At 51.9% G+C, this 26,925-nt stretch carries 25 protein-coding genes; 13 read left to right on the forward strand and 12 right to left on the reverse strand.

What is annotated here, in order from left to right; translation table 11 throughout:
• Positions 1 to 5 precede the first annotated feature (5 nt).
• Both ACW17M_RS11710 and ACW17M_RS11715 read left to right on the forward strand, forming a co-directional pair.
• Positions 6 to 1,028 (forward strand): RES family NAD+ phosphorylase, encoded by a 1,023-nt coding sequence (locus ACW17M_RS11710; protein WP_457547441.1) that lies wholly within the window; start codon positions 6 to 8, stop codon positions 1,026 to 1,028.
• A gap of 461 nt (positions 1,029 to 1,489) precedes the next feature.
• The gene (locus tag ACW17M_RS11715; RefSeq protein ID WP_457547442.1) at positions 1,490 to 5,872 is read left to right on the forward strand and encodes a hypothetical protein; all 4,383 of its coding nucleotides are present in this window, start codon (positions 1,490 to 1,492) and stop codon (positions 5,870 to 5,872) included.
• A 641-nt stretch (positions 5,873 to 6,513) separates the two neighbouring features.
• On the opposite strand, the gene ACW17M_RS11720 is transcribed toward ACW17M_RS11715, so the two are convergent.
• Positions 6,514 to 7,383 (reverse strand): ImmA/IrrE family metallo-endopeptidase, encoded by an 870-nt coding sequence (locus tag ACW17M_RS11720; RefSeq protein WP_457547443.1) that lies wholly within the window; start codon positions 7,381 to 7,383, stop codon positions 6,514 to 6,516.
• Between the two features lie 2 nt (positions 7,384 to 7,385).
• Positions 7,386 to 7,778 carry a helix-turn-helix domain-containing protein gene (locus tag ACW17M_RS11725; RefSeq protein ID WP_190373927.1) on the reverse strand — a complete coding sequence of 131 codons (393 nt, stop codon included), beginning with the start codon at positions 7,776 to 7,778 and terminating at the stop codon, positions 7,386 to 7,388.
• A 278-nt stretch (positions 7,779 to 8,056) separates the two neighbouring features.
• Between ACW17M_RS11725 and ACW17M_RS11730 the strand changes: the two genes are divergently transcribed.
• From ACW17M_RS11730 to ACW17M_RS11750, 5 genes are read left to right on the forward strand one after another with little or no spacing between them, the layout of a single operon-like run.
• Positions 8,057 to 8,281, forward strand: a complete 225-nt coding sequence (locus ACW17M_RS11730; protein WP_190373926.1) for a DUF2188 domain-containing protein — start codon at positions 8,057 to 8,059, stop codon at positions 8,279 to 8,281.
• A 7-nt stretch (positions 8,282 to 8,288) separates the two neighbouring features.
• On the forward strand, positions 8,289 to 9,290 hold the full coding sequence (locus ACW17M_RS11735) for a CBASS cGAMP-activated phospholipase (protein ID WP_457547444.1): 1,002 nt from the start codon (positions 8,289 to 8,291) through the stop codon (positions 9,288 to 9,290).
• The gene (locus tag ACW17M_RS11740; RefSeq protein ID WP_457547445.1) at positions 9,284 to 10,423 is read left to right on the forward strand and encodes a CBASS cGAMP synthase; all 1,140 of its coding nucleotides are present in this window, start codon (positions 9,284 to 9,286) and stop codon (positions 10,421 to 10,423) included. The genes ACW17M_RS11735 and ACW17M_RS11740 overlap by 7 nt, the downstream gene beginning before the upstream one ends.
• Positions 10,420 to 12,051 carry a ThiF family adenylyltransferase gene (locus ACW17M_RS11745; RefSeq protein ID WP_457547446.1) on the forward strand — a complete coding sequence of 544 codons (1,632 nt, stop codon included), beginning with the start codon at positions 10,420 to 10,422 and terminating at the stop codon, positions 12,049 to 12,051. The genes ACW17M_RS11740 and ACW17M_RS11745 overlap by 4 nt, the downstream gene beginning before the upstream one ends.
• On the forward strand, positions 12,048 to 12,515 hold the full coding sequence (locus ACW17M_RS11750; protein ID WP_457547507.1) for a Mov34/MPN/PAD-1 family protein: 468 nt from the start codon (positions 12,048 to 12,050) through the stop codon (positions 12,513 to 12,515). The genes ACW17M_RS11745 and ACW17M_RS11750 overlap by 4 nt, the downstream gene beginning before the upstream one ends.
• A gap of 203 nt (positions 12,516 to 12,718) precedes the next feature.
• Here the strand turns inward: ACW17M_RS11750 and ACW17M_RS11755 are convergent, their stop codons facing one another.
• The 4 genes from ACW17M_RS11755 to ACW17M_RS11770 all read right to left on the reverse strand — a co-directional run bounded on the left by ACW17M_RS11755 (position 12,719) and on the right by ACW17M_RS11770 (position 16,770).
• Positions 12,719 to 13,384 (reverse strand): hypothetical protein, encoded by a 666-nt coding sequence (locus ACW17M_RS11755; protein WP_457547447.1) that lies wholly within the window; start codon positions 13,382 to 13,384, stop codon positions 12,719 to 12,721.
• 475 nt (positions 13,385 to 13,859) lie between these two features.
• A complete protein-coding gene (locus tag ACW17M_RS11760; protein ID WP_457547448.1) occupies positions 13,860 to 14,141 on the reverse strand; it encodes a helix-turn-helix domain-containing protein in 282 nt (93 codons plus the stop codon).
• A 404-nt stretch (positions 14,142 to 14,545) separates the two neighbouring features.
• Positions 14,546 to 15,181, reverse strand: coding sequence for a LuxR C-terminal-related transcriptional regulator (locus tag ACW17M_RS11765; protein WP_457547449.1), 636 nt, complete (start codon positions 15,179 to 15,181; stop codon positions 14,546 to 14,548).
• 443 nt (positions 15,182 to 15,624) lie between these two features.
• A complete protein-coding gene (locus ACW17M_RS11770; RefSeq protein WP_457547450.1) occupies positions 15,625 to 16,770 on the reverse strand; it encodes an MFS transporter in 1,146 nt (381 codons plus the stop codon).
• A 389-nt stretch (positions 16,771 to 17,159) separates the two neighbouring features.
• On the opposite strand from ACW17M_RS11770, the gene ACW17M_RS11775 reads away from it, so the two are divergent.
• Entirely contained in the window at positions 17,160 to 17,387 is a 228-nt protein-coding gene (locus ACW17M_RS11775) for a type IV toxin-antitoxin system AbiEi family antitoxin domain-containing protein (RefSeq protein WP_457547508.1), read from the forward strand.
• A 136-nt stretch (positions 17,388 to 17,523) separates the two neighbouring features.
• On the opposite strand, the gene ACW17M_RS11780 is transcribed toward ACW17M_RS11775, so the two are convergent.
• Positions 17,524 to 17,913, reverse strand: a complete 390-nt coding sequence (locus ACW17M_RS11780) for an ArsR/SmtB family transcription factor (protein WP_457547451.1) — start codon at positions 17,911 to 17,913, stop codon at positions 17,524 to 17,526.
• 461 nt (positions 17,914 to 18,374) lie between these two features.
• Between ACW17M_RS11780 and ACW17M_RS11785 the strand changes: the two genes are divergently transcribed.
• The gene (locus ACW17M_RS11785) at positions 18,375 to 19,547 is read left to right on the forward strand and encodes an MFS transporter (RefSeq protein ID WP_457547452.1); all 1,173 of its coding nucleotides are present in this window, start codon (positions 18,375 to 18,377) and stop codon (positions 19,545 to 19,547) included.
• Here ACW17M_RS11785 and ACW17M_RS11790 read toward each other — a convergent pair.
• Positions 19,498 to 19,803 carry a hypothetical protein gene (locus ACW17M_RS11790; RefSeq protein WP_457547510.1) on the reverse strand — a complete coding sequence of 102 codons (306 nt, stop codon included), beginning with the start codon at positions 19,801 to 19,803 and terminating at the stop codon, positions 19,498 to 19,500. The genes ACW17M_RS11785 and ACW17M_RS11790 overlap by 50 nt on opposite strands.
• Positions 19,804 to 20,236: 433 nt before the next feature.
• On the opposite strand from ACW17M_RS11790, the gene ACW17M_RS11795 reads away from it, so the two are divergent.
• The gene (locus ACW17M_RS11795; protein ID WP_457547453.1) at positions 20,237 to 21,187 is read left to right on the forward strand and encodes a DUF808 domain-containing protein; all 951 of its coding nucleotides are present in this window, start codon (positions 20,237 to 20,239) and stop codon (positions 21,185 to 21,187) included.
• Between the two features lie 203 nt (positions 21,188 to 21,390).
• Here ACW17M_RS11795 and ACW17M_RS11800 read toward each other — a convergent pair whose 3' ends face one another.
• Entirely contained in the window at positions 21,391 to 22,278 is an 888-nt protein-coding gene (locus tag ACW17M_RS11800) for an AraC family transcriptional regulator N-terminal domain-containing protein (RefSeq protein WP_457547454.1), read from the reverse strand.
• A 227-nt stretch (positions 22,279 to 22,505) separates the two neighbouring features.
• Here ACW17M_RS11800 and ACW17M_RS11805 point away from each other — a divergent pair, with 227 nt between their 5' ends.
• Both ACW17M_RS11805 and ACW17M_RS11810 read left to right on the forward strand, forming a co-directional pair.
• The gene (locus tag ACW17M_RS11805) at positions 22,506 to 22,901 is read left to right on the forward strand and encodes a VOC family protein (protein WP_457547455.1); all 396 of its coding nucleotides are present in this window, start codon (positions 22,506 to 22,508) and stop codon (positions 22,899 to 22,901) included.
• A gap of 2 nt (positions 22,902 to 22,903) precedes the next feature.
• Positions 22,904 to 23,902: a saccharopine dehydrogenase NADP-binding domain-containing protein gene (locus tag ACW17M_RS11810; protein WP_457547456.1), complete on the forward strand. Its 999-nt coding sequence runs from the start codon at positions 22,904 to 22,906 to the stop codon at positions 23,900 to 23,902.
• On the opposite strand, the gene ACW17M_RS11815 is transcribed toward ACW17M_RS11810, so the two are convergent.
• A complete protein-coding gene (locus tag ACW17M_RS11815) occupies positions 23,895 to 24,290 on the reverse strand; it encodes a VOC family protein (RefSeq protein WP_457547457.1) in 396 nt (131 codons plus the stop codon). The genes ACW17M_RS11810 and ACW17M_RS11815 overlap by 8 nt on opposite strands.
• On the reverse strand, positions 24,287 to 24,922 hold the full coding sequence (locus ACW17M_RS11820) for a TetR/AcrR family transcriptional regulator (RefSeq protein ID WP_457547458.1): 636 nt from the start codon (positions 24,920 to 24,922) through the stop codon (positions 24,287 to 24,289). The genes ACW17M_RS11815 and ACW17M_RS11820 overlap by 4 nt, the downstream gene beginning before the upstream one ends.
• 84 nt (positions 24,923 to 25,006) lie before the next feature.
• Here ACW17M_RS11820 and ACW17M_RS11825 point away from each other — a divergent pair, with 84 nt between their 5' ends.
• Positions 25,007 to 25,753 (forward strand): SDR family NAD(P)-dependent oxidoreductase, encoded by a 747-nt coding sequence (locus ACW17M_RS11825; protein WP_457547459.1) that lies wholly within the window; start codon positions 25,007 to 25,009, stop codon positions 25,751 to 25,753.
• A 193-nt stretch (positions 25,754 to 25,946) separates the two neighbouring features.
• Here ACW17M_RS11825 and ACW17M_RS11830 read toward each other — a convergent pair whose 3' ends face one another.
• Positions 25,947 to 26,867 (reverse strand): DMT family transporter, encoded by a 921-nt coding sequence (locus ACW17M_RS11830; protein ID WP_457547460.1) that lies wholly within the window; start codon positions 26,865 to 26,867, stop codon positions 25,947 to 25,949.
• Between the last annotated feature and the right edge of the window lie 58 nt (positions 26,868 to 26,925).

Raw genomic sequence — 26,925 nt, forward strand, 5'->3', positions numbered from 1 at the left:
GCTCTATGCCAAAGCGATTTTGTTGTCCAGAGTGTTTCGATGATCGTACCCTGCGTGATCAACTCTTCCCTTCTCTCAATCCTGGTCACGGAGCATGTGATTTCTGTGGAACCGCCAACACCCAGCTCGTTGAGCCATATAAGCTGGCCAATTATTTCGAGCTCCTAGTCAATGCCTATGAGCCAAGTGAGGGCGGTAAGCTGCTGGTAGAGTGGATGAAGGATGACTGGCAGCTTTTTAGCCACCCGCGGATGGATACTGCTCACGCTAAGGAATTGCTCGGTGAGATTCTGGATGATGGGGAAATCGTCAGAAAAGGCTTTTTACCCTCTTCAAGCTATGTCAGTGAGGGCATTGCGCGATGGGACGAACTGCGTGACGAAATGATGTATGCCAATCGTTGGTTTCTTGAAGTTGAAATCGACCAAGTACGTCTCCGTGAACTTCTTGGAATGCTATTAGCTCGACAGTTACCCCGGCAATGGTATCGCGCACGCATCTCGACCGAAGATGAGGCCTTCCTAATTGAGAATATGGGCGCCCCCCCGAAAAGACGCTCATCACATGGTCGAGCCAATCCGGCGGGAATTCCCTATCTTTATTTGGGATCGCTTCCAGAAACCGCTGTGGCCGAGATCAGACCCCATACCGGTGAGCTTGCTTGCGTTGCCAATTTTACTATCCCAGAAATTAAAGCTGTGGACTTGCGTAATCCGCGTAAGATCGTTTCTCCATTCATCTTTTCCGAGTCTAGCGCGATTGCTCAGCTGCGTGCCGATTTACCATTCCTTGAACGTCTGGGTGAAGAATTGACTCGACCAGTTCAGCCTATGGGCGCGGCAATTGACTACATTCCGAGCCAGTATCTTTGTGAGTTTATTAAGAAGAAAGGGTTCGACGGGGTTGTCTATCGTAGCTCAGTCAGCGATGGCAACAATCTCGCACTGTTTGATCCCGAAAAGGCTGTCGGCGGGGAAGTGGAACTCTACAGCGTGTCCAAAGTTTTGGTCGAAGTAGCTGCTGTCTGAAATAAACGCACATTGGTATAGATACGGTGCAGGTGAGCGTCAGCTTCAAGAAGTGGGATCATCGGGGTCGATATAGTCGGCGGCAGCCGTTGCTGTTCCAAAATGCTTCGATCTGCTCGTTAGTCAAGAAATGAGGTGTAAAGCTTAGCACGGAAGCTGTACTGATGAATCCACATCGGTGGACTTATTATGACGGCTACGGCAGCCTAAACGCTGCGTTTTTTAAGCTGATGTTGTTGGCTTAGAACATCAGAGATACGCAAGAATCTGAGTTTTCCAACCCTTAGCCAAGTACTGCTGATGTAAGTGCCTTGTTCAAAGCGGACAATCATTACCTAGCTAAGCTGCAATACCTTCATAACTTGAAGGTGAGCGCGACGTGCGGGATAGTATTTAATACCAACCTATAACTTTAGCCAACCAACAAGCTAATAAAAATTGCGTTGTATTTAGGGGCAAGCATGAAAGAAGAAGCTGAGAGCAATATTGATGTTCCAAAATGGAAAGAAGCTACTAATCTTCTTCTTGAGCGGCTTGCTGATTTAAACGCAGCTGGAAATGACGGCTTTGAGGGGCTGATGCGCGACATGCTGGTTGAGCTTACCGGTATGCCGTTTAGTCTTGCAAAATCAGGCCACCAAGGAGGCTCAGATGTTAGATCCGAGCCCGCGAACTTTTTTAAGATCGGACTAGAAGCAAAAAGGTATCAAAAAGGTACTAGCCTTCCAGTCGACCAATTAAAGGCAAAGATTTTGGAAGCGGCTCGCTCAGACTATCCAATCGACCTATGGATACTTGCTGCATCACGCTCGATCTCAGTTACAGACAAAGAAGCACTCAGTGCCTTGGCAGATCAAGAAGGTATCAAAGTCGTTGTACTTGACTGGGATGATAAAGGAGCCACTGCACCCATCTTTCCTTTGGCGCTAGCCTCAGCAACAAGCTCTGTTAAAGCCCACTTGGGAGAAGATGCAGCATTGGCGGGTGCTATATCTAAACTAAGAACACTATTTGAGTTTGGCACAAAAGTATCTCGGTTGATGGACGAACTTTCTGCAGCAGACGCTGGCTATGCTTCGGCCACGCGAGCGGTTAAACGTTGGCTCGAAAATTCTCAGCAAACCAAAAGTAGAGCCTTGGCTCGTTTGAAAGGTCATCACGATTTATTGAGTTCCTCCACTAAGCTAGTGGAGCGTTTAGAGCTTCATGCTTCAATTAACGACTGGTGGGCCGGGGAGGATCTGTCTCTTGTCTTACTGGGTAATGAGGGAACAGGGAAAAGTTGGGCTGCTCTGTCTTGGTGGTACAAGCTTGCCGAAAGTGAGAATGAACCACTCACTATTTTTCTACCTGCCAAAGACATTCAGGGAAATAACCCTATAGAAAATATTGCGGCTTACTTAGCCGAAGTTACCGAATTAAGGGGGCGTGAGTTTTGGAAACGTCGCCTTTCACTATGGGATAAAGCACCGGAACCATTATCAGTTTTAATCATTTTGGATGGGCTAAACCAGAATTGGAGTAAGCGAGATTGGTCTGATTTTTTGCAGCCAGTACTAGATGATACCTATCGCGGCCGGTTTAGAGTGCTGATGACCTGTTGGCCTGGCTGGTGGTCTTCCATCGGTGAGTTAAAAAACCTGGAGCCGAAAACGAAATCTTTGGAAGTCACCAATTTCACTGATTTGGAATTGAATGGTCTTCTCAGGAAACACGGCATCACAAGAGCTGAATTCAGTAGAGAGCTTATAAATCTAATACGAGTTCCGCGTTTGTTTACTTTAGCGCTAAAACATAGAGAGGAGCTTTCTGAAAGCGGTGATATTACCGCTGAACGACTTGCATATGTGGACTGGAAGCATCGTTTGAGTCGTGGTTCGGCTAGGATGGACTGGTCTGACCACGAGTTTCAGCACTTTATAGCGAATCTGGGGAGCGAGCTAGGGGCTAATTTCGAGACAGCCACTCTGACGACTAAGGAGCTGGTTGAACGGCTTGGGCGTGATAGCGGGGCTGAGGCCGCCGACCTCAGGGTTACTATACAAGATTTAGTAGCCGGTCGTTGGCTTGAGCCGTCAGGCGACCCTAACCGTTATCGTGTAAACAAAAAAATGGCGCCTTTTGTTCTCGGGATTGCTTTGGCTTCACAGCTCAGGGCAGTGGACGGGATAGAAAATGCTAACGCCCAACTGGCAGACTTTGTTGATCCATATCGAGGGCAAAGTTTGGGTGTTGCAATCTTAAGAGCAGCAGCAACTGCAGCCTTGCTTGACCCTAGAGTTGGTAATGACGCGCGAAAAGGACTTCTTCTTCGCTGGCTTTGCGAGCAAAACTTTGGAGCTGTCGACTTTGATGCTTGGTGGCGACTAGTTGGAGCAGACACCGGTCTGTTCTGTTCCTTGATCGAAGAGCAATGGCTTTATCCTGATAGGCGAAGCAGTGTTTCTGAAGATGAAGTCTTCATTAAAGGGCTTGCGAATGCATACGAATTCGATGCAGTAGCACCGAAAATTCGTTGTGTTCTTACCAAGTGGATGGGATGGGTTTGGCCTGACCCAGACGAGGGGCAGTTCATCGGTGGCTATGATTCCAACTCGGCTCGATCCCAAGAAAACCGAGCTGAAGTTCTGAAGAACGTTACGAGCTGGAAGCGTCAGAGCGATAATTCAGATTGGCCTAAAATCCAATACTTGGCGGATGGAAATGTGAGCTGGTTGAGTCATCGCGCCTTAGGTGTTCTGTCTTTCATTCCAAGGGCCCCTCTCTCCAGTGCATTCGAGGCATGGGCTATCAGTCGATTCATTCTTGGAAGGGCTCGCCATATTGATGAACTAGCTTGGGTTTTGCGTCTAAACCTGCTCGATGACCTTGAAGCACGAGAGATGCTCCTGGGAATCGTCGAGCGGCTTTTGGCTCGGAATGATAAGGGCACGGATCGTGCCGCCGCTTGGTTGCTGAATTCCTTAGGGGATCGAGAGAGCCTTGAGCGCGCTACAAAAATTGAAGCTGGCTTTGAAGTTGATGAGCGTAAAAAGAATCTATTTCCGCCAAGATGCGACCACCGTTCACCACTGGATCCTGCGTATAACGCGGTGTCAATATCTGAAAATATTCCCAAAGGTAGTGAACTCTGGCACTTCCCTCGCTCATCAGGAGAGATAGACGTAAAGTTCGAATGTGTAGAGCAATCATTGTGCCGGGCAGTTCCCGACCGGATTCGCTCAATTTTCGTTGAAGCTGCTGCAAGCGCTGTTGATCGGACAGATGATCAACTGAGAGGTTTAGCAGCACACGTGGGCAAGATCGTCATTCTTCTCAACAAAAAAGAAAGGCTTCAGCTTGCTAGCGTGTTCCGAAAAAGGGCAGACAAAGTAGATGAGGGATCAGATGTTTCAACAGACTGGAGGCGTGCAGCAGGAGTGCTTGAGCTGTGGGGACAGTCCGCATTGGAGCAATTCAAGCAATTGAACTTGTCTGGGCTCGAAGCGGAAACACTGGAGGGAATGCTTGGCGCACTTACGCCGATGCATGCTGACGAGATTTCGGAATTAAAAGGCCTTTTGCCGAAAACGATGGATGAAGATAAGGCTAATGTGGTCTTGTTTTACTTGATTGAAGCCAATGCACAGGAGGCGGCAAGGGATTGGATAGCGTTACAAGAACTGCTGCTGAACGAAAATGAGAGAATTCGAAATCGGGCGCTTAGGGTAGCTGCTGTAGGAAAATCAGTACTAGCATTACGCTGTTTCGCTGATAGTGGTTGGAATGCATCAAGCGAACAGTCACTTGAGGAGCGTGCCTATGGCTCGTTTGCACTCAGTTGTGCCGCAGATGTGTTAAATGAGCCATCTTTATTAGATCGTGTTGATCCAGAAGTATGGGGATTGAAGTTGCAACGCGAAGGGGAGAAAAGCCAAAATATCGATAAATTCCATAAGTATTTGTACGATCAAGTGATTGACCTGGATAGAAGTGGAACTCGAACTTATCCAAACCATGCATGGGAACAGAAGAAAGCCATTGCTCACTTAGTAGAGTTTCGTGAAGAGGCGCTGTTAACTTGGCTTGTTACTTGGCTTAATGACCACGAAAAACTTCCTTTTGCTTCTACGTTAGACTCATTTCCAGTGATTGATTTGGCTTGGGTTCTAATTGGAAAAGGCTTGTCGGAAGGCTTCCGCCTTTGGGAAAAACTTGTAGAGGCGGAGCGTGAGGGTATTCACAAACACAACGATTTGGTTTTTATGCCGCTCTATTCTCCTAAGCATGAGCATATCGAAACCTATAAAGACACAATATTGCGTATGCTTATTTCAGACGCGAAAATTCGAGATTTTTCTTGGCATGCAATTAAGGCTAAGCGTTCGGAGTGGCTTGCAGAAACGATTCGAGACGATGTGAAATCAGAGTCCGGATTCAGACAAGCTCGAGGTTGGAAAATTCTTGGGTACACTGATGATAGACCTATTTTCTCGAATCTTTGGATAGAGTTGGATGAATATCGTCCTCAGCTTGGCTGGCTTAGGATTGTCGCAAATGCTGCAGAAGAAGAGTTTAAGCGCAATTGTTGGGCAAAGTACTGGTATGAAAATTATATCACTTCTAGTGATGTGGTTAGTCTGTATGCAAATTTTCAACTTATGTGTCTCTGCATAGATGGTCGCGCTCGATTTTGGATAGAGTGGCCAAAGATAGAAGCTGCACCATTAAAAAATTTAGCGTCGTCATACTGGAAGCTTAATAGTGAATACTTAAATCAAGAGCATAAACGAAGGAACAAGAAAGAGAAGGATAGTCTGTTCGGTCTGGATATTATGAAACAAACTCAAGCGCCTTGGTTTTAAGGCTACATACCTAACTCTGGCCCATCATAGTTACGTTGGTTGCGCTGGCGTTTGCTGAACGTTTTCTGGCGTTCCTTATCCGGCATGCTGTGGTAGTGCTCACGGAGCCTTTTCTTTAATTCAAGTACATAGGGTTCTTCTCAATGGCGACCACATAAACATATGGGGGGGAATAACCGGTTGAGCCACCCAGAATGCTCAATGCTTCATCGAACGTATCGAATGTCTCTCCTATGTCAGACTGCGCGTTGCATAAGCCAAAACTCACAAAACTAGCCCAATCCTAGCCGCACGTCCGAACATCAAGCCGAAGGTAGTGGGCTTCAGGTGATTTTTGTATATCAAGTACACGCTGCTGCAGAAGCTCCGCTGAAATAACGGTTGGTACTGGACAAAACGGTGTAGTCGGAGACTCATGATAGAACAGGTAGTGGCCAGCGCGCGGAAGTTTGGAAAGCTTAGGAAGCTGGCCCTTAGTGCTACCTTCATTGGCGTTGACACCCGCGGTACGTCCATATGCAAGCACGATCCACTCCGCTGACTTGAAGCACCCGGTTCAGGTGAGGCCTCATGCCGGTAAGAGTCATCGGTATGCATAGAGGGGCAACGAAAGTCATGTGCGACTACACTTGGCAGTCTTGCTAGCGACGCCTGCTTCGCCCAGGCCATGGCAGTTCACCTGTAAGTTCCGGTAAACCACCATCGTCCTCGACTCGTTCGCCGAAACGGCTCACCTCAATTTCTGGCATGTCATCGCTGTCAAACCATAGCAGCGATATAGTGGTGTCAGTGAGAGCGTAGTGCCTTGAAAGTTCGCAAAGATCAAGACCCTTTTCCCAATTTTCGAACCAAACGTCCTGTGGAATTTCTCCCATATCAGTTTGATTTTTCCCGAAGGATCTTATTCGATGAGCCACCGAGCCAGCCGGGATCCCCGACCGAGGAGAGATCCAAGCCCCGGCTTGCCTCAAAGGCGTAGAGCGTGCTGCATACCGTATTGCGCCGAGCTCCATAGTAACGAAAGCGCATGGTAAATCGCTGAGGCTAGCAAACCTCGACGCAGTAGCTGGGAACGAAGTGCCAAATAAATCAGCCATGTGCTGAATAAGCTCTAGAGAAGGCTCTGTCTTGGGAACGGCAGAAAGCCACTGTCGATAGGGCATCAGGAGTTCAGCGGCGAACGTGTCACAGGCAATTTCGTTAGGGTGTCGTTTAGCATATGACCAGGACGGGATTTCCTCGTGGCTCGACTCCAGACCGAGCACGATATGAGCAATTTCATGACAGATGGTGAATCGCTGGCGCTCATCAGTTTCCAGGGAGTTCACCGTGATTATGTGCTTCCCGTTTGGCTTCGTAATGGTGTAGCCGGATTCCCCTTCACCAAGCTCATCTTTCTTGATCTTGGCATTAGCTGCGGTCACGTAGGAGGAAAGATCCTTTCGAATGTTGGAAATATCGACTTTCGCAACAAACGAGCGAGCTCTCTGCCTGACATCTGCCTCGTCCATACTCAATCGTCCTCGTCGTCATCCTCGAAGGCCCTTTTAATTCGGGCAATCAATGTTGCGGGATCAGGCCTGGCATTACCCCGATGCCTAACTCCAGCTGCAGCTGTAAATACGTCGATACTGACAGAAGAATCTTGTAGCACAAATTTAACCAGGTTCGGGTCAGTGTCTGCATGGCCAACCAACCAAGTTACCAGTTCAGCGTCCCTTTCCGGCGGCTTGAGAACTTTCAATAGCTTTTCAACTAAGTCTAAGGAGGGATTCGTTTTTTCACCCGTTTCGAGTCGGTGGACATATGCATGATCCACTGATGACAGTTGGGCAATTTCACGTAGTGAAAGTGTTCTGCGTTCACGTAGCGTCTTGATGGCGACGCCCAAGCCTGTTTGCGGCATGAGTTTTGATCCTAGCGGTTGCGTGAAAAGGCAATAGCTCTCTGTTGCACTCACCCCACATCCAGCCGAGTCCAAAGGCGATATTGCGGGGGGAGTTGCACCGACGCATCTGTCCTGATACATTGTTGTCTAGCCAGACAACAGAGCTAGGCTTAATGCTTACCTACGGTTGAATTGGTTTGGCTTGCCTGTTGTCTGTATGGGCAACGTATTGTGCTACAGCGGGCAGCCATTGACAACCTAGCTAGTGGCTGGGATTACATTGTAGGAGAATTATCATGGCCGGGAAAAATCAGCACATTGTTCCTCATCAAAATGGCTGGGCAGTCAAGGGTGCTGGCAACCAGCGGGCGACCTCTGTGCACGTCACACAGCAGCAAGCAATAGACTCAGGGCGAGATATTGCACGCAGCCAGAAGTCTGAACTTGTCATCCATCGTCCGGATGGTCGTATTCGTGACAAGGATAGCCACGGAAACGATTCCTTTCCGCCAAGGGGGTGAAGACACCATGACTGACATCCCCACCTACCATGTGCTCGCCTTATCAGGAGGCGGTTATCGAGGCCTTTACACGGCTACGGTTCTTTCTGAACTCGAGTCCACGCTGGGCCGTCCTATCGCTTCGCACTTTGATCTAATTTGCGGCACATCGGCGGGAGGGATGCTGGCTTTGGGCTTAGCTGCGGAAATTCCGGCCTATGAACTCAAAGCACTATTTGAAAACGAAGGCAGTCGAATCTTTGGTTGCCGTAGCCTTCCACGGCGCCTTCTGGGATTTTGGCTGACTGCCAAGCATAGCTCAGCGGGGTTGCGGGAAGTTCTGACTGAGCGCTTTAAAGAGACCACTATCGGCGACCTGAAGCATCGAGTTCTCGTACCAGCAGTTAACTACTCAACAGGTGCTGGGCAGTTCTTCAAGACGCCTCACCATCCGTCTTTTGAGTTGGATTATCGCATGAGAGTCGTTGATGTGGCGGTGGCGACAGCCGCCGCGCCCGTCTACTTTCCGCTGGCGCGCAACGATCGTGGTGTCTTCGCAGATGGGGGGCTGGTAGGCAATGCTCCGGGCCTATTTGGGTTACACGAAGTCAAGACTTTCTTGGCGCCGAATCAAAATGCGCTGATTCGAGTTCTTGCCATCGGCACGATGACCATTGGTGCGACCGTTCGTGGTGGAGCCAGCCTCGACCGCGGATTCGGCAAGTGGCGAGGTGGGCTCTTCGATTTGGTAATTTCCGCTCAGGAATCATCCGTGGACTACATGCTACGGCAGGCGTTGGGCAACAACTACTTTCAGATCGACGACAAGGCGACGCCAGATCAAAGCAAGGACGTCAAGGCGCTGGATCGGGTTTCCATTGGCGCCACGAATACGCTCAAGGATCGCGGCAACCATGCGGCGCAGCGTGCGCTCGGCGATCCTCTTTTCCAACCGTTTCGTGCGCACAAGGCCGGCGCTCCCATTTTCTATCACGGCCCCAACAAGAATGCTCCGGAGGCCACATGCTGAACCTAAGCCCGCTCTTCTTCACCACCCTTGATGACGAAACCTGCATGCACGACGAGTTGGATCTGACTCCTGAGCAACGCGCGCAGATCGCCTGTGCACGCAATGATGTCAGGAGCTGTCTACGTACCGGCGTTCCTCGCGTACTGAGGGCTAGCGGCTACACTGATGATGTTCCCCAGCCGCGCTTTTTCACCCAGGGGTCGTGGGCATACAAGACGCTGAACTCTCCGGCACAACGCCCTCAGCAAGCGGATGTAGATGATGGCTGCTATCTGCCAATGAGCTTCGTTTCACAGACGAAGCGTCCCAGTACTGCTGCGACGGTATTCTTTGCCGCTGTGGAAGAAGCACTAAAGCCGTTGGTCGAGGAAAAGCGGTGGTCGCTTGTCACCGATAAGCCGACGTGCATCCGCATTATTATCGCTGAGTATGCCCATATTGATATTCCTCTGTATGCCATCCCAGACGAAGAGTTTGCGGTTCTAAAGGCGTCGATGGAACAGCGTGGCTTCGATTCGATATCAGAAGCTGTAAACATGGCGGAGCAGGACATCTGGACAGCGCTTCCCGCTGACAAGGTGTTGCTTGCTCATCGTGAATGCGACTGGATGTCTTCCGACCCTAGGCCAGTGAAGGAGTGGTTCTTGGCAGAAGTGGCTGCAAAGGGTGAGCAGTTTCGGCGTGTGGTTCGCTACCTGAAAGCTTTCCGAGATTGGAGGTGGCCCAGCGGAGGCCCTGCCTCAATCCTGCTGATGGCAGCCGCAGCCCCACTCTTTGAGAAACGCGATAGGCGTGAAGACCTAGCTCTATTGGATGTTGTGTCGGCTCTGCCAGCCCGATTGCGTGGGGGAGTGAATAATCCTGTGGAAGAGTCCGAATCTCTCACTGAGCGACTTGGACAAGCGGGTGTTGAAGATGCGGCTAAGGCATTCGAAGAATTTGAGAAGGTGCTTCGAGGTGCCACCGACGCTGGCAGCCCTTCACAGGCCTGCATCTGGATGCGTGGTGAATTCGGCCCGCGCTTTCCGAATGAGCCGAATCGGGTCAAGGTGGTATCCGTTGCTGCAACTATTGCCGCAGCTCCCGCCTCCGCCGGGCCGAGCGAACTTGTTGGACGAACAAAAGCAGGATGAACAATACCGTAACGGTCGCAGACGTAATTGAGGCCTTCAAGCAACGAAGCTTCGAGTTCGTTGGCAAAACGGCTGACGGTTGGTTCAGGTTGCACGGGAATTTGGCTCTAACCCAAATCGATAAGGGCTATCGGTGTGAAGTTCAGCTCGATCCCACGTTTATCGATTTGCCTCGCATCCGACTTCTGGAAATTCCCCCAGAGCTTCCCGCAACTGTTCCTCATCTTGGCCCAGGTGGTGAGCTTTGTTATCTCGACAAGGGCACTGTCATCCTAAACATCCACGACCCTGTCGGGCAGTCACTGGCATGCCTGCAGCGAGCATCCGTCGTGTTTAGGCAAATCTTGAAGGGAGAAATGATCGAAGATCTCACTGAAGAGTTCTTTGCGTATTGGGGTGGCTGGCCTTGTCTTGTGGACATTCAGGGAGAAAACCTAGGGCAACAGCATTGTATAGTAGCGCAAGCCAATGAGACTTCTTTGTGGTTCATCACCGACAACGAAAATCGCACAACTGAGAAGATAAAGTCGCTCGGTTATCAAATTACTGATGACTCGGTTCTGACGTATCGGATAAGAACTGATGCTCAACCTCGCCCTCTGACCAGTCATTGGCCTCCTGAAACAGTTGGGGATATCCTGGCCTGGCAAAGTACCCTTGACTCTAGATGTCGGCGCAAGATTCACAAGCGTATCAAAGAGGGGAAAAGGAAGAAGGCTGGCGGCGCTCTGATCGTTATCGAGTCACCATTGATGACGTATGGTTTTGTGGTTCTCTATGACCGCCAACGTCCTGACCAAAAGAGCAAGCTCTCGGGTGGCCGGGATTCGAGCTATGGGTTGAAGGTGATGCCCATCTCAGTTGTCAGAATTGACGATCGATATCTTGCCCAACGGAACATACCGAATTCAAAGACCCTTGCAGGGAAGAACGTCGTCATCATTGGATGCGGCACGATCGGCGGCTATCTGTCAGACATGCTGGTAAAGGCCGGTGCGGGGACATGCGGCGGCAAACTTACGTTGGTGGATTTCGATTACCTTCTCCCGCAAAACATTGGGCGTCATCGCCTGGGGTTTCCGGACTTACTGTTGAACAAAGCTGAGGCCATGGCGAAAGAACTCAAGCGTTTGGCCCCAGGTGCCGAGATTCGTGCTCTGCCTGTGGATGTCAGGCAGGCTCAATTGGGAGAGCTGGACCTGCTTATAGATGCCACCGGGGAGGAAGCCCTCGGACATTGGCTGTGCGGCCGCTATCCGTCACCGACGCCCATGCTTTCGGTCTGGATCGAGGGGCCGGGAACCGCTGTTCGTGCGCTCCTAAGAATGAACGCCTCCGGCGCGTGCTACCGATGTCTATGGCATAGTAATGGAAGGGAGGAACTACGTTCCACCGTTGATCCTCTTCCTTCCATTCTGGAGGGGCATGGATGCGAGGGCTTGTATGTGCCATTCCCCGCATCGGTGTCGGTGCATGCGGCAAGTCTGGGCGCTGAAATGGCACTGGACTGGGTCAACGGAGTCTATTCTCCCGCGTTACGGACTAGGTTGATCGATAGCTCCCAGCAGCTTGCCACACCCGATTGCGATCCACTGCGGGATTGGGAGTGCCCCCTATGCAGTTCATGAGTTCTTGGAGAGCTGATGATAAGAGGATACTGCTGCATTTTTCGGAGCCTACGCTAGATATATTCTGTCAGCATGTTCAGGTCTGTGATACCGACTGCGAAGCAGGAGGGATTCTGCTTGGCTCGGTTCATGGAGCCCATATGCTCATTGAGCAAGCAACGGCGCCCACTGCATGGGACAGACGGTTTCGCTGCCTGTTCGAACGAATGCCATTTGGTCACGAAGCTATCGCCTTGTCTCAATGGACTGCTAGTCAGGGAACTGTACGCTACTTAGGCGAATGGCACACCCATCCGCAAGACCACCCTTATCCTTCTTGTCTGGACAGATCGGAATGGAACCGCTTATCAGTGAAGCGTCGGGACAAGCGACCAATGCTTGCTGTCATCGTTGGGCGAAAGTCTCTATATATTGAATTAGTGTCGAGTTCAGAATGCGGCTCGGTGTTTACTCCTTTGGAGTAGCGACCAATCAGGCTAATGCTATTCCGGCGTTCTGCCGTCGGGCCGTTGGTCTGCACCCCGCTCGTACCGAATCACGGCCATCTGGCTTTGATCTCTGACGCCTCCGGCCCATGAGGGCCTGTTTGCCGAGCGTGGCAGCGTCTGAGTCAGTGGGGGCGGCCCCTTTTTTACTGCATTATACGATAATTAGTGTTTGGCAAGGCTTACGTTGGAAACTTCTCCTGGTAAAGTTTTTGCACTGCACCAAAAGTGTCTATGCCGTGGCACGCCCTTTGAACTAAGACGAGATCTGCGAATCCTTGTGTGGGAGAGTTGGTCAGATAGTGTCCGAACAGTCGCTCCCCATCCTCAATCAACTTTAGCTCTGCCGCGCCGGTAGTCAGTTTGCGCTCGTCGGGCTTCCTGATATAGAACTCATAAATGTATCGCAGATGGATCGTATTATGTCGATCATCAACAGACAACGATTCTATCAAAGTCTGACTGTCCTGATGCTCTGTGTACGAGAGGAGGGAGTATCCTAGGTAAGTTTGTTTGATTACGAATGCAATGGGAATGGCTTTTGAGTCTCTGTCATTATTTGCACCATAGTTGGTACGAAGATGGCCGAACCAGACCCCGTGGATGATGGGGCGGCCGGTCCAACGCGCGAGCCACTTCGTTGTCCATGGACGTCGAAAGGCCCAGATAGAAACCGCAATAGCCCAGCTAACACCAGACCCAAGTCCTAGCATTAGAGCATGAATTCCATTGTCCCCAAACCCGACGTGACGCACTGATCCAACAAGACCAACAATAGCGATGGTCGTGAGGGACACGAAGAGTAGTGCCTTCTTGAACTCCTCGGTAGACAAGGCGACGTTTGCCATCTCTTAATTCTCTCCTGCGATATCTACGCCATCACAAAATAAGTGGACTTGGCCTCCCTGCGACACAAGGCCGACAAATGTAATACCGGGAAGAAGCGAGGCCAGAATAGCGGCCATTAATCTAGCGCCGGTGCCATGAAATCGTAGCGCAGCGTCGTGTGGAATAGGTGGGGAGATGAATTGTGATACGTGAGTCATCTGCCATGAGCACATATCAATGAAGTGAAAGCCATCATGGAAAGGACTGCACATTGTCGAGACTGAAGTCAGCGCAGATGCAATGTCATGGTCACCGAGCTGAGTTACGTTCGGTTCATAACACCCTGTGGTCAGCTGCAAGTGGGGCAGTTTCGACAGGTCGCTGTAAAAAACTACGCCTGTACCAGAAAAATCGCTGCAGCGATTGCTGGCGATCGACCTGAGCAGGCCCATTGCTTGATCAGTCCATTTGGTAGAGTTCGTATAGTTACTCAGGTTAATCTCCAGTAATCTCTTTTAATTCCTGGCGCACCTGCGCTAGCAACTCTTCGACCTGCTTCTCATTGCCATCACTGTAAGCCAGCGTCAGCAACGTGAGCGGATGCACCTCCATCACCTTGCACAACTCGGCCAACTTACTGAGAGTCGGGCTTTTTAGGTCACGTTCCAGGGTGCTCAGATAGGTACGGCTGGACACGTCGGAGAAGTCTTCCTGGCTTAAGCCGCGCGCCTTTCTGACTGTCTTCAATGCCTTCGCCAATGAGTACTTTTCTGCCACCAATGGTCTTCCCTCCAAAACTAAGATGACAGTCGATTGTGCACTATAGGGCTACAAACTATAGTATTCGTTTAGCGTTGCTCTGTGCGTTTGTACTAGATCGTAGCGCTATATTGGATTTGTACGATGTCAGCGCGTCTACTCAGCTATTACGCTTATGCAGACAAGAGGTTGACAACACTGAGTCCAAAGCGCGTGACAGCGTCACTGCGCCGTTGCAACTCGGTAGTGGTAAGCGAATTCTGGCGCCCGGTGTACAGACGTTTGCACCCGATTTATCAGATCACGGTACCGAGGGACTTAGATGAGCACTTGGGATAAACGCTACACTAATAATTGCTCAAAGTCTTGCTGAGGTCTGCAAGCAGTCCCATTAAGTGATCTCCATTCTTGGAGCATTCCCCTTATATCAGCCCCATCGATGTGGCCTTAAACAATGCGTGCTTAACGGTATAGACATTCATCTTTTCAACTATATTATTGGTATGGAATCTAACTGTTCGCTCAGATAAGTCCAGTATGATGCTGATTTCGTTGTATGTTTTTCCAAACTTAAGAAGGTTGGCGACTTCTAGTTCTCGTAGAGTCAGCTCTTTATAGTCAGGTGTCTCTTGGTTCTTCTCAAAAATACTTAAAAGGTTGTATAAATGCAGCTTCGCCATATCATCAAAATTTTTATTTAATTGAGATTCGGAGTTGTTAGTATAGATAGTTAAAATAGTCTTGGAGTTCCAGGTGTTTATAGAGAAAGAGATTCCGAGAGATATGTTATATGTTTTTGTAAGATAGGTAATGTCTGAGTCGTAGTACTCTTCTGGTGACCACTTGAAAGGCGTTATGTGATGCTTCGCTTCTTTAACTATGTCGCTTTTAATATACATTTTCCTATTTAGAAATTCAGTCTTCCACTCTTCTGGAAGGCTGGTTTCTAAATCAATTTCCATCCCGTTTCGGATAGTTAATAGCGAGTATCGATCCTCACCAAAATTCATTAAATACGACTTGAGCATGAGGCCTAGCCTGCTGCAACTATCTACCATGAGGTTTCACCATAGATATCTTAGCTGATTTAATGGTACCGACCATATCTTTTAATATAAGCCTAACATAAATTAATATACCGGTAACCTAGGTGTTTTTCAAGGAAGCCTAGCTACATTCTAAATTCAAGAGCGCGAGGTGAGTGATATTGCGTTCATCGAGTGCCTAAATCGTCATATCTTCGGTAATACGGGCATCAAGCCGCACGCCGACACGGCAGATGCTGGAAGCGGTAGGCCATCGAGTGTGCTTAACTCTACTGTTTGTTCCTTCAGGTAGATCTATCGGGGTTGCTCGACAGAACCGTTGAATAGCTTTGTAGAAGCACGGGTGCTTTCACCCATAGTGGATGGCTGCTTGAAATTATTTTTTTGCAGAAATGTATCGATGATAAAAGAGGTTACCATCCACCTTTTAAGCCTACCTTATAAGTCAGTTGGGTTTAATATTCGGCATGCTTTTTCCTTTCAATAATTGCCATCAGTAGAAATAGCCCTAAGCACATTGTCAAAACGCCATTCCAACTGCTAGTTGTGTATACAATCGACGAGGTGAATCCACCTACGGCACCGCCCAACATGAAAAAGGTCATATAGTTACTAGCTGCTTGTGCCTCCTTTCCATTGCTTCTAGAATATAATTTCTTTTGGTTTGATACATGAATGAGCTGTATTAATGCATCAAACAGTGCAGTGAATCCTCCTAGCCAAATTAAATTGTTTGGCAGTGCTATCGCGCATGCCAATAGTGCAATTCCAGTCATGAAAAGTCGGAGGCTTGTCTTGAATATCGATCCAGTTATAACAGGCGCGTAAATGGCAACAAGTGCTCCTAATACCCCCAGAAGAGAGAATAAGGCGATTTCTGTTGTAGAGAAGTCGAGTGACTGGTCAAGGTAAGTCGCAATATTAGTCCAGAAGGCTGTAAATGAAAACATCGTTGCAAAGCCATAGAAACAATATAGTCGGACGCTTCTATCTTCTAAAGTTGCCATAATATTTCTGCGTATGACATTCAAGTAACCAATATTCTTTTCTTTATTCTCACTATTAGGATTCATGTTTTTAAGAACAAAGCTTGCCCCCAAAAGCATAAGAAAAAAAGAAATTATATAAATGCCACGCCAACCTAAGAAATTTGATAAAATTCCCGATGCGAATCTAGATCCAATAATACCAAGAAGAACACCTCCCATAATATATCCAATGATATTCTCATGTTTTTTCTCTTTGTTATAAAAAGCAATTATCAAAGGAACAGAAGATGCGCCCACTCCTATGAGCGCATATCCTCCAAGGAGTATGTTGAAATTAGTCGAGAAATAGACCAAAAACAAGCCTGTACAGAGACATATATAGAGGGCAGCAATGATTTTTCTTCTATCTATTACATCAGCAACAGGAATAAATAAGATTAATGATAGAACATTTCCTATCAGTTGTGCTGTGAATAGATTGGTGCTTTGTACATAGGTAATTCCTAGAGATTCAGATATCATTAAAAATAAAGGCTGGATGTAATACATATTTGCGGCCGTGAGGCCACAAATAATGGGAATTGCAATAATGGTTAACTTGTCTTTTGTCATGACCAAAGCGTACCTCCAGTTAACATCTTATCGATGGAAAAGATGTGATTTTTATCTATATTTGACTACGTGCTTGACGCCAGTGCGTTGCATCCCGCAAGTTGAAAATTATGATTCATGGATGCAGGTGCGCCGATAAATCCAGAACTAATAGACTTGCAAGTCTCTGTAACACGATTAATGTCGTCAATAAAAATAACCTAACTTGGGTTGAAACAAAGAATCTCATCGATAACTTGCAACATGTCAGGTCGTTTAGCACTGATATCAATTCCCATACTACCTTCCGATCCGAAACTGGTTTTATCTGTATAGCTGAGAGCTTTTTTTGAGAATAATTTATTGACCTCTATATGTAACCTGTCAGAAGTGACAGTCAAAACTTAGCAATACTAAGCCTTAAGCGCGTAACGGGATTGCTACGCCATTGCAACAGCATAAAGGCCAAGCGGCTGTTTCTTGCCCTGGCAGATCGTTACCAGCATGCGTGGTTGCGCCGCTTATCGTTGGGTGAGGTAGAGCTCGGCAGTGGTAAACGCGTTCTGGTGCCCGGTGGACGTTTGCATTCGATTTATCAGATTACGTTACCAAGGGGTACACCTTCCTGGTTTACCTGACGTGTAGTCCAAAACCCGCCTGGGAAATTCCTGAACCGCAGATACCTAAGAACTTTGAAGGCATTTTTCAGGCGCATTTTAAGGGCGTGACGGCGGAGCCGTCACTGCGCATAAGCTACTGGAATATCGGGATTGGCTACTGATGTTTATTGCTAGATGGAGGCTGCCAACTGGCTACCAGAGCAAGTAGTCCCGGAAAGCGCGCTTCGAGGTCTTCGCTGCGTAGCCGGCTGCGTCGCTCCAGCCCATACTGCCGTTGGCGGATCACCCCCGCTTCGCGCAGTGCCTTGAAGTGGTGGGTCAGCGATGATTTGGGGCGGTCGAACCCGAACCAGCCGCATGGATGATCGTATTCCTGCGCTTCCAGCATCAGCTTGCGCACGATGGTCAGGCGCAGGGGATCGGACAGTGCGCCAAAGATGGCCTCAAGGCGCAGGTCTGCAATAGCCGGCTCCGGCAATGGGGCGGGCAGGTCGGCGGGTTCGCCGCCAACCGCAATCGATTCGGTTTTTCTGACAGTGCTCATGGATTGATTGTAGCAATTATACGAGATTTATCGAATAGGTTTGTCCCACATTCGTGCCCAGAGTCTTGATAGTGCGCTTCGGTATCGGAGGCATGGGCGTGAAGCTGTATCGGTTCACGGTCAGTCAATGGCGACCGGATTGTCGATCAGCATCAGTGGCAGCGTATCGAGGTTCGGCAGTGTTCCCACCAACGCTCTGGCCAGCAGTGCTGCCCATTGATGACGGGCAGGTATGGCAAGCGTCGCGACGGTGCTTCCGAGAGCGAACTGGGTCAGTGGGTCAATATCAGTACTAAGCTTTGTTGCTGTACGTATTTTATCGTACTATGATTTAGTTCGATAAATATCGTACAGGAGAGTGTTATGTCCATCGATGCCGTGGGCGATATCGACGACCAGCAATTGGCCGCCAGTGCCTTGAAGTATCGCGCTTATGTGCGGAAAGGTGAGAGGGCTTCCCAATGAAAGCTACACCTGCACCAACTGGCCTCTGGGCCGCCGCCTGGGTGGTGACGGCTGTATTCATGCTGTCCAATTCGCCAACGCCGCTATATGTACATTGGCAGCAGCAGCTTGGGTTTTCGTCAGGCGTGCTGACGGTCATCTTTGCGCTCTACATCGCGGGTTTGCTGGGGACGCTGCTGATCGCTGGTCAGCTATCCGATCGCTACGGGCGCAAGATCATCCTTATCCCAGGGCTGTTGGCGGCCTTGGTGGCGTGTTTGCTGTTCGCTTCAGCCACCTCGATCATGATGCTGGCGATCGGCAGGTTCTTGGCCGGGATCGCCGTGGGCGTGATCGTATCGGCGGGCATGGCTGCGGTGGTTGATGTGGGCGGCTCCGAACACAAGCGACTGGCGGCGCTCTTGGCTTCGGTTGCGATGGTGCTGGGCGCTGGGCTTGGGCCTTTGCTGTCTGGGGGGCTTGCACAAAGTCTGGCGCAGCCGGTGCTCCCGATTTTCAGCATCGAAGCACTGGTACTGCTCAGTGCATTGGGCATCGTGTGGTGGTTGCCGTTACGCCGTCCGATCACGTCTGGCCCCGCACGGCTGCGGCTGCCCACGGTGCCGCAGGCCAACCGTCGCCAGGTCGCTTGCGGCATTGTCACCTTCGGTCCCGGCATCACCGCCACGTCTTTCGTATTGGCGCTGGGGCCTTCGCTGCTGTCACATCTGCTGGACGTGCGCAGTCCACTGCTGGCCGGTGGAATGGCATGCGCGATGTTCCTGACCGCCACCGGCGTGCAGTTCGCAGTAAAGCATTGGCCGATACGCCGCACCTTCGCCGCGAGTGCAGCGGCGACGTTGCTGTCGATGGTTGGGTTGGTGTTGGCCATCCATGCCTCGCTGGTACCGGCGTTGGTCGCGTCCGCACTGCTCGCAGGCGCCGGTCAAGGGCTGGGGCAACTGGGCGGCTTGACACTAATCGGCCTGCATGTACCGGACAGCCATCGCGCGCAAGCCAACGCAGTTCTCAACATAGGTGGCTACATCCCGGCTGGCTTGCTGCCGGTAGCGACGGGCTATCTGATGGATGCGGTGGGATTGGCATCGGGGGCCACACTGTTCGCACTAGTGCTTACGGTCACTGCGCTTGTCGGCGGCATCTGGGCCACTCGGCAAGCAAGCGACTGAACCATCGGAGGAGGAAAGGCATAGGCCGGATCGCCACTGAAACAAGTATCGAGTTAACTACTTCTGCTGTTTGTACCGATTTAAGCTTGTAAGCGCAGCCAACGTAATCGGGCGTTGTGCCGAGAATCGCCGGCATAGCGGGCACAATAGGCAGATCAATGTCCATGCCGAGAGACGCGAGAATATTGAAGGGGGCCAGCAGAACCAGCGCTACCGGCAGGCTGTAAGTCCACAGCCGAGTGTTTTGAGTAGGCACGATAAAATCTCCGCGCAAATAAGGTGATTTGGCGGCGGCCTACATGTAAGGAGTTGGTTTAAGCAGGCTGCCGCAACAACGGGAAAGTAATGTTGCTGCGGCTTAGTGGTCTGACTTTTTTGAATCCATGGGTCTGCGCTTCAGTAATGTGCCTGACCCCATTAGCGTATCAGACACAAAGAGCATAAGGCCATTCGGGAGCATTTTATGGGCGGCGGAGGTTTATAAAAAATGTATTTTAGTCACTGTGAGTGATCAAAATGAGAGTAAATTAAACCTTCTGCTGATACTGGCTAGCGTAATGATTCCCATGCCTTGACGATAAAAAAACTGGCGAGGCATTGTTAGCGCTGCTCTTGGGGCAAAAGAGGCGACCCTCCCAAGCAGCAGTATGCTTTACTATCTGCATCTGTTATTCACGGAGGAAGCATCCATGGCCATAGGCGGTTTGATAGGATTACTGGATGACATTGCCGCATTGGCGAAGTTGTCCGCAGCATCATTGGACGATGTGAGTGCCGCCGCTGGGCGTGCGACGGCGAAGGCGGCCGGGGTGGTGGTTGATGATACGGCAGTGACGCCGCAATATTTGCAGGGGGTGACAGCGGAGCGTGAACTGTCGCTTGTGAAGCAGATTGCGCTGGGGTCGATCCGCAACAAGCTGATTTTTATCCTGCCGGTGGCGCTGCTACTGAACCACTTTTTGCCCGCGCTATTGCCGATCATCCTGATGGTGGGCGGCACCTACCTGGCCTTTGAGGGCGCGGAGAAGGTCTGGCACAAGCTTTCCGGTAAGCATGACGACGACAAACCAGCGGTAGAAAAGGGGCCGGAAGCCGAGAAAAAGATCGTGAGTGGTGCCATTCGCACCGACCTGATTCTGTCTGCCGAAATCATGGTGATCGCGCTGGCCACGGTCTCCCATCAAGGGTTCTTGTCACAGCTGGTGAGCCTGGTGGTGGTCGCATTTGTCATCACACTTCTGGTGTATGGCGTAGTGGCGCTGTTGATCAGGATGGATGATATCGGCCTGAGACTCGCCCAGCGGGATAGTTCGGGAATGCAGACCCTGGGCCGTGGGCTGGTGACTGCCATGCCCAAGGTACTAGCGACCATCTCTTTGGTGGGAACCGTCGCCATGCTCTGGGTGGGTGGGCATATCCTGATGGTCAATCTGGGGGCCGATGGCACGGGTTGGTTCAACGCACCCTATGAGTGGGTACACCATATTGAGCTAGGCATTAGCGAGGCAACCGGTGCCTTGGGTGGCATGCTGGGCTGGAGCTTCAATACGCTGTGCTCAGCGGTGATTGGCTTTGTGGTGGGGTCGATGGTGGTGGGTGTGCTGCACCTTATACCCATCAATAAGGCGCATGCTGAATAGGTGCGGGCATCGAAGTAGTAAGCAGAAATCACACAGGGTTTTCGTTTTCGTCCCCTTCAACAGCGGCGAGTGTAGTGGTAGGTGGTAGCGCCAATGGGCGGCTCGCCTGAAAAGATGCCAGCAGCAAATCTTTGAAAGCTATTCAGGGTGCACGCTTGGCGAGTGTTAAACACAGCGCTCTACCCTGAATGGGCCTAGCCGAGTTATCTAGACTTCATCTGCTCAACAATCCGCGCAGCATCTTTCGCCGGGGGCTGGCCGAAAGCGCGAGCGTATTCCCTTCCAAACTGCGTGGAGCTTTCGTATCCCACTGCGTGAGCTGCCTCCGTGACACTGTAACCGGTGGAAATCAGTAGTGTTCGAGCCTTAAGTAGCCGCACCTGCTTCTGATACTGCAAGGGACTGAGCGCCGTTACGGCTTTGAAATGGCGGTGGAACGCAGAGACGCTCATGGCTGCTTCCTTGGCCAGTGCCTCCATCCGTAAGGGCCGTGCATAGTCGTTACGAAGTCGCTGAATGACCTGGTGCACCCGTGCCAGGGCGGTGTCTGGTGTGGCGATGTCGCGCAGCATCCAGCCCATTGGCCCCTGAAGCACCCGGTAAAGAATCTCGCGCTCGTAGGCGGGTGCAAGCGCCGCAATGTCGGCTGGCTGCTCCATCAGGCGCAACATGCGCACCCAGGCATCGAGCAGTTCCGGCGTCACTGCTGCTACGGAAAACCCCGTTGCATGCCCGGCGCTGCTGCCAGCATTAGGCAGTTCCGAGAGCAGGCCAGCCAATAGGGTGGCGTCCAGCGTCAGGCTTACCGCAAGGTAGGGTTCTCCCGAGTTGCTACTACGTACAACCCCCGCTGCAGGCAGATCAACTGACATCACAAAATAGGTCGCGGGGTCGTAGTGCAGGGTGCGCCCGCCCACGGTCATGGATTTGCTGCCCTGCAGGATCAGGTTGACCATGGGGTCGTACACGGCGGCAAGCTCGTGTTCCGGAATGGTACCTTGCACCATCGCCACCCGGGGAATACCGGTTTCGGTACGTCGGTTATGCGCATGGGCAGCCAGTTGGCGGAGTTCGTTGAGTTGTTCTTTCATGGCGCTATTGAATGCCAGACTAGGAGCAGGGGCAAGCGAAAAGCAGGAATAGGCAGGATTGCGGTAGGAACAGGCGGGGCGTTAGGTGAGCAGGTGCCTATGATGGGGAGACTAAATCTCACTGGAGCGTCACATGAGCACTATCGTCATTACCGGAGGTAGCCGGGGTATCGGCGCAAGCACGGCACTGCGCTTGCCGGTGGCTACGCCATCTAAAGGAGTGTCTCATGCTTGATCATGTTTTCCTCACCGTGAGCGATACCGAGCGCTCCATCGTTTTTTACCAGCGGGTGCTACCCCTCCTGGGAATTACCAACCGCCACGACTTTGACGGCCATGATGGCCCGCCTGGCCACCCCGATCTGAAGGGGTTCGGTGCCAAGGGGCGTGTGTTTTTCTGGCTAAGGCAGGGAGAGGCGGCGCCCGATGCGGTGCATGTGGGCTTCGTGGCAGCGTCCGAGGCGGAGGTCAATGCCGCTTATGCCGAAGCCATGGCTGCGGGCGCCACCGAGATCCATCCACCTGGGCCTCAGCTCCACTATGACCCCCGCTATTATGCCGCGCAGGTGAGGGATCTTGACGGCTATAGCCTAGAGTTTGTCTACAAAAGCTGGCAGCACTGACCATGAAAACATTGATGATCTATGGCGCCGCCGGTTACACCGGTGGCATGGCGGCAGAGCACGCTGCATCCGCAGGTATTCACCTGGTTGTCGCAGGGCGTGCGAAGGATCGTGAGTCGCTGGACATATTGGCAGGGCGTTTAGGCGCTGATATTCGGCTCTTTTCGCTCGATGATCCGGAGGCAATCGCAAGGGGACTTGAAGGCATCTCTGTTCTGCTCAACGCCGCCGGGCCTTTTATGGACACGGCCAAGTCGCTGATGTCGGCCGCCCTTCGTGCTGGCGTGCACTACCTTGATTTCTCGGCGGAACTCGATACCTACCGGCAGGCGTTGGCGCTCGACGGGCAGGCGCGTGCTGCGGGTGTCATGCTGCTGCCGGGAAGTGGTGGTAGCGTCGCGATGCTGGGAAGCTTGGCGGGGCATGCCGTGGCGCGGGTCACCCATCCCCGCACGATCAGTATCGCCTTGCAGGTGGCGGGGGGGATGTCGAGAGGGTCGGTGACCAGCGCGAGCCAGAACATCACGACGGAGACGCTTCATCTGGTTGGCGGCGAACTCGTTGCACGCAGCCCAGAGGAGGTGCGTGATTTCGATTTTGGCGAGGGCCCGCTATCGTCGTTCCCTGTCACGCTGCCCGATCTCGTGACACTTCACCAGGCGACAGGCGTGCGTGATATCGAAACCTTCGTGCACGTGGCGGCGGGTGCGTTCCCCGATGGAGATGCCAACGAACTCCCAGCGGGGCCCAGTTCCGATGAGCGGGCGGCGAACCGCTACCATGCGGTTGTCGAAGTGACCGATGTGGACGGTTCGGTGGCGCGCTCGGTGCTTGATACGGTGAACGGTTACACCTTCACGGCCATGGCGGCGGCAGAGGCAGCCCGGCGAGTACTTGCAGGTGAGGTGCAGCCTGGCTTCCAGAGCCCTGCGGGCCTGTTCGGCAACGGCTTTGCCGAGAGCATCGCCGATACGCTAATCACTGATATTCCCATCAGTTGACCTGCTGACAGACCACTTCCACGTTGACGCCATCGGGATCCAGGACATAGGCGGCGTAGTAGTTGTCGTGATAGTGGGTGCGAATGCCTGGTGCGCCGTTATCCCCCCCACCCGCTGCCAGCGCGGCGCGATAAAACTCATCGACAATGGCTCGTTTTGCTGCGGCGAAGGCGATATGAACGCCTTCGCCCGGCTGCTCGTTGTCGTGTATCCATAGCCGTGGGTAGCCCTCCATCCCAAAGCCATGCCGTGTGCCGCCGCTGCGTGTGCGGTCTGGCCCTACGGTGATAATTCGGCTGAAGCCCAGCGGGGCTAGCGCCTGTTCGTAGAAGCATTGCGATATTTCCGCATCGCGTACGGCGAACTCGACATGGTCAAGAATACTCATGTGTCTTTGCTCTCATCGGGTGTATGAAGAAAGGTTGCGAAGGCCTGGCCAGCCAGTTCGGCTACGGCAAGCAGGCGAGCCCTTGAGCGGCCAGCGCGCGCGCCTGCTGAAAGACCTTGCAGTGTCGTCACGACGTAATCGGCAAGTTTTCGTGCTTGTTGCGGCTGACTTCTCTTGATGTAGCCCTCGATAAAGTCCGCCGCTGCGTCGCCATAGGCGTTGGCCAGTTGCCGGGCTTGAGGATCATCGGCGCGCATGCCTTCAGCCACCATGCAGCCACGCTTGGCTTTTGACTTGGTGTAGAGCCGCACGGCTTGCCGCAGTAAATCATTGATCGCTTCCGACAGAGGCCGGTCGGGCGTCAGGATCTTGTCTGCTGGCAGGTTGGCTTCTGCCACATAGATTTCTAGGCAGCGTTCGTATAGGCCCGCCTTGTTGCCATAGGCGGCGTAGAGGCTAGGCGGGTTGATGCCCAGTGCCCGGGTGAGCTCGGCAACCCCTACCGCGTCGTAGCCGCGTTCGTGAAATAGATCTTTTGCAACGGCAACGCCCGCCTCTCTGTCGAAGGGGCGTCGTGGTGAGCGTTCTGCCACACGTTCGCCAGTACCTGTATTGGATGGTTTGCTTTTCATGTTGACGATACCGATTGACTCTTTGGTTTGTAGTAGTCACTATAGCACTGCTTTAGTGACTACTACAAACTGAAAGGTGATACTGTGAAACAAGATATGAACCGTAACGTTGCTGTTGTGACCGGTGGCAGTAGTGGTATCGGGTTTGCCATCGCCAAGCGCTTGATCGATGACGGAGCCGATGTCGTGATAACGGGGAGGCGGCAGACGGTATTGGATGAAGCTGTGCAACGGTTGGGCAGCAGCGCTACGGGGATAGTGGCTGATGTCGCCAGTGCTGCGAGCTTGGCATCTTTCTATGAGTCCGTGAAAAACCGCTTTGGGCGTATCGATATTCTGGTGGCCAATGCCGGTGGCGGCAGCCACGCACCGCTTGGGCAGATCACCGAGGAACAGATCGACCAGCAGCTCTCGACCAACGTTAAAGGCGTGGTGCTGACCGTTCAGGGGGCGCTGGGATTGATGGGCTCTGGTGCCAGCATTGTGATCGTTGGTTCCTCGTCCTCAATAGACCCAGGGCCGACCATGAGCATCTATGGTGGCACCAAGGCGGCCGTGCGCAACATGGTGCGCAGTTGGGTGGCGGAGCTGAAGGGAACGGGTATTCGCATCAATATCCTGAGCCCTGGGCCCACCAACACAGCTTCATTGCGCGAGGCATTCGGCGAGCACGCCGAGGAAGGCATGGCGTTCCTGACAGCCAAAAGTCCGCTAGGGCGCATCGGTGAACCGGAGGAGATTGCCTCCGTTGCTGCCTTCCTGGCCAGCGATGCCGCCAGCTATGTTAACGGGGTGGAATTGTTTGCTGATGGTGGTGCTTCGCAGACATAGTGAGGAACCGACACCGTTGGATAGAGCTATACAGTTCCTTGCTATTCTTATCTGCCATTGACTGACCTATGAGCCGAATATAAACCATAATCGGCTCAAGATATGATCTGAATAACTGAGGTGGTAAAGGAATTTGGTGATGCTGGTTAAGCAACTACCGAAGGCTTTTCGGTAGTTCATCAAGAAATAGGCGTCAGCCCCGCCGTTGCCGTAACACCATCACTCCCGCCATTAAGATCATGCCCATACCCAGCCAGGTCATGGCATCGGGTACTTCGCTGAATAGCAGGTAGCCCCAAAGGCTGGCAAAGATGAGGTAGGCGTAATCAAAGGTGCCGATCAACGCCGAAGGGGCAATTTGATAGGCCCTTGCCACCCCGGTATTCACAATGATCAGTAGTAGGGCGTAGGCGCCCACGATCAATAACGCTGTGGCGTCTAGCGGTTGCCAACCGGCGAACAGGAAAGGCGCGCGTTCGGCGAGTGTTGCTGTGCTGTTGATTGCCACCAGCACACTGAAGAGACTGCCTGCTGCCAGGAAGGCTAGATTTAATCCCAGGGTGAGAAGTAAGGGGTGCTCTCTTTGGCAGTGGTGGCGAGTGACCAGCATGGCTAGCGCATAAAAGAGGGCGGCAAGCACGGGTAGCAGTGTCGCAGGTGTGAAGGTTTCGCCGCCAGGGCGCAACACCACCACCACGCCCAGGAAACCGCAGAAGATGCCTAGCCACGCCTGGCGTGAAAGATGCTCTCCTGCCCCAAAAGCAGCCAGCACGGCAATAAACAGCGGCGTGGTGTAGATGGCGACCGCCGCCACCGAGAGCGGAATCAGCGGCAGTGCTGCGTAGTAGGCTATCCACATCAACAGCAGAAGCAGGCTTCTTATCGCCACCCAGCGGTGTGATTTTACCTTGGGTCGGGGGCCAGAATGGCCAATGATCAATCCAAAAAGTATCGGCAGCGATAGTGTTGAGGCGATGACATAGAGTTGCCATAGCGACATACTGGCACTTAGATACTTAACCAGGGCGTCAGTCAACGCCAGCAGAAAGACAGCCCCCACGATAAGGCTTATGCCCTGTAGGATATTATCTTGTGGTTCAGCGGTGGCCTTCATTGCAGCATTCCAGAGATGAATTTCGCTCTAGAATGCCGCTGCCTCTAGCAGTGCTTCA

The sequence above is a fragment of the Vreelandella sp. 2A-K22 genome, from assembly GCF_054065485.1.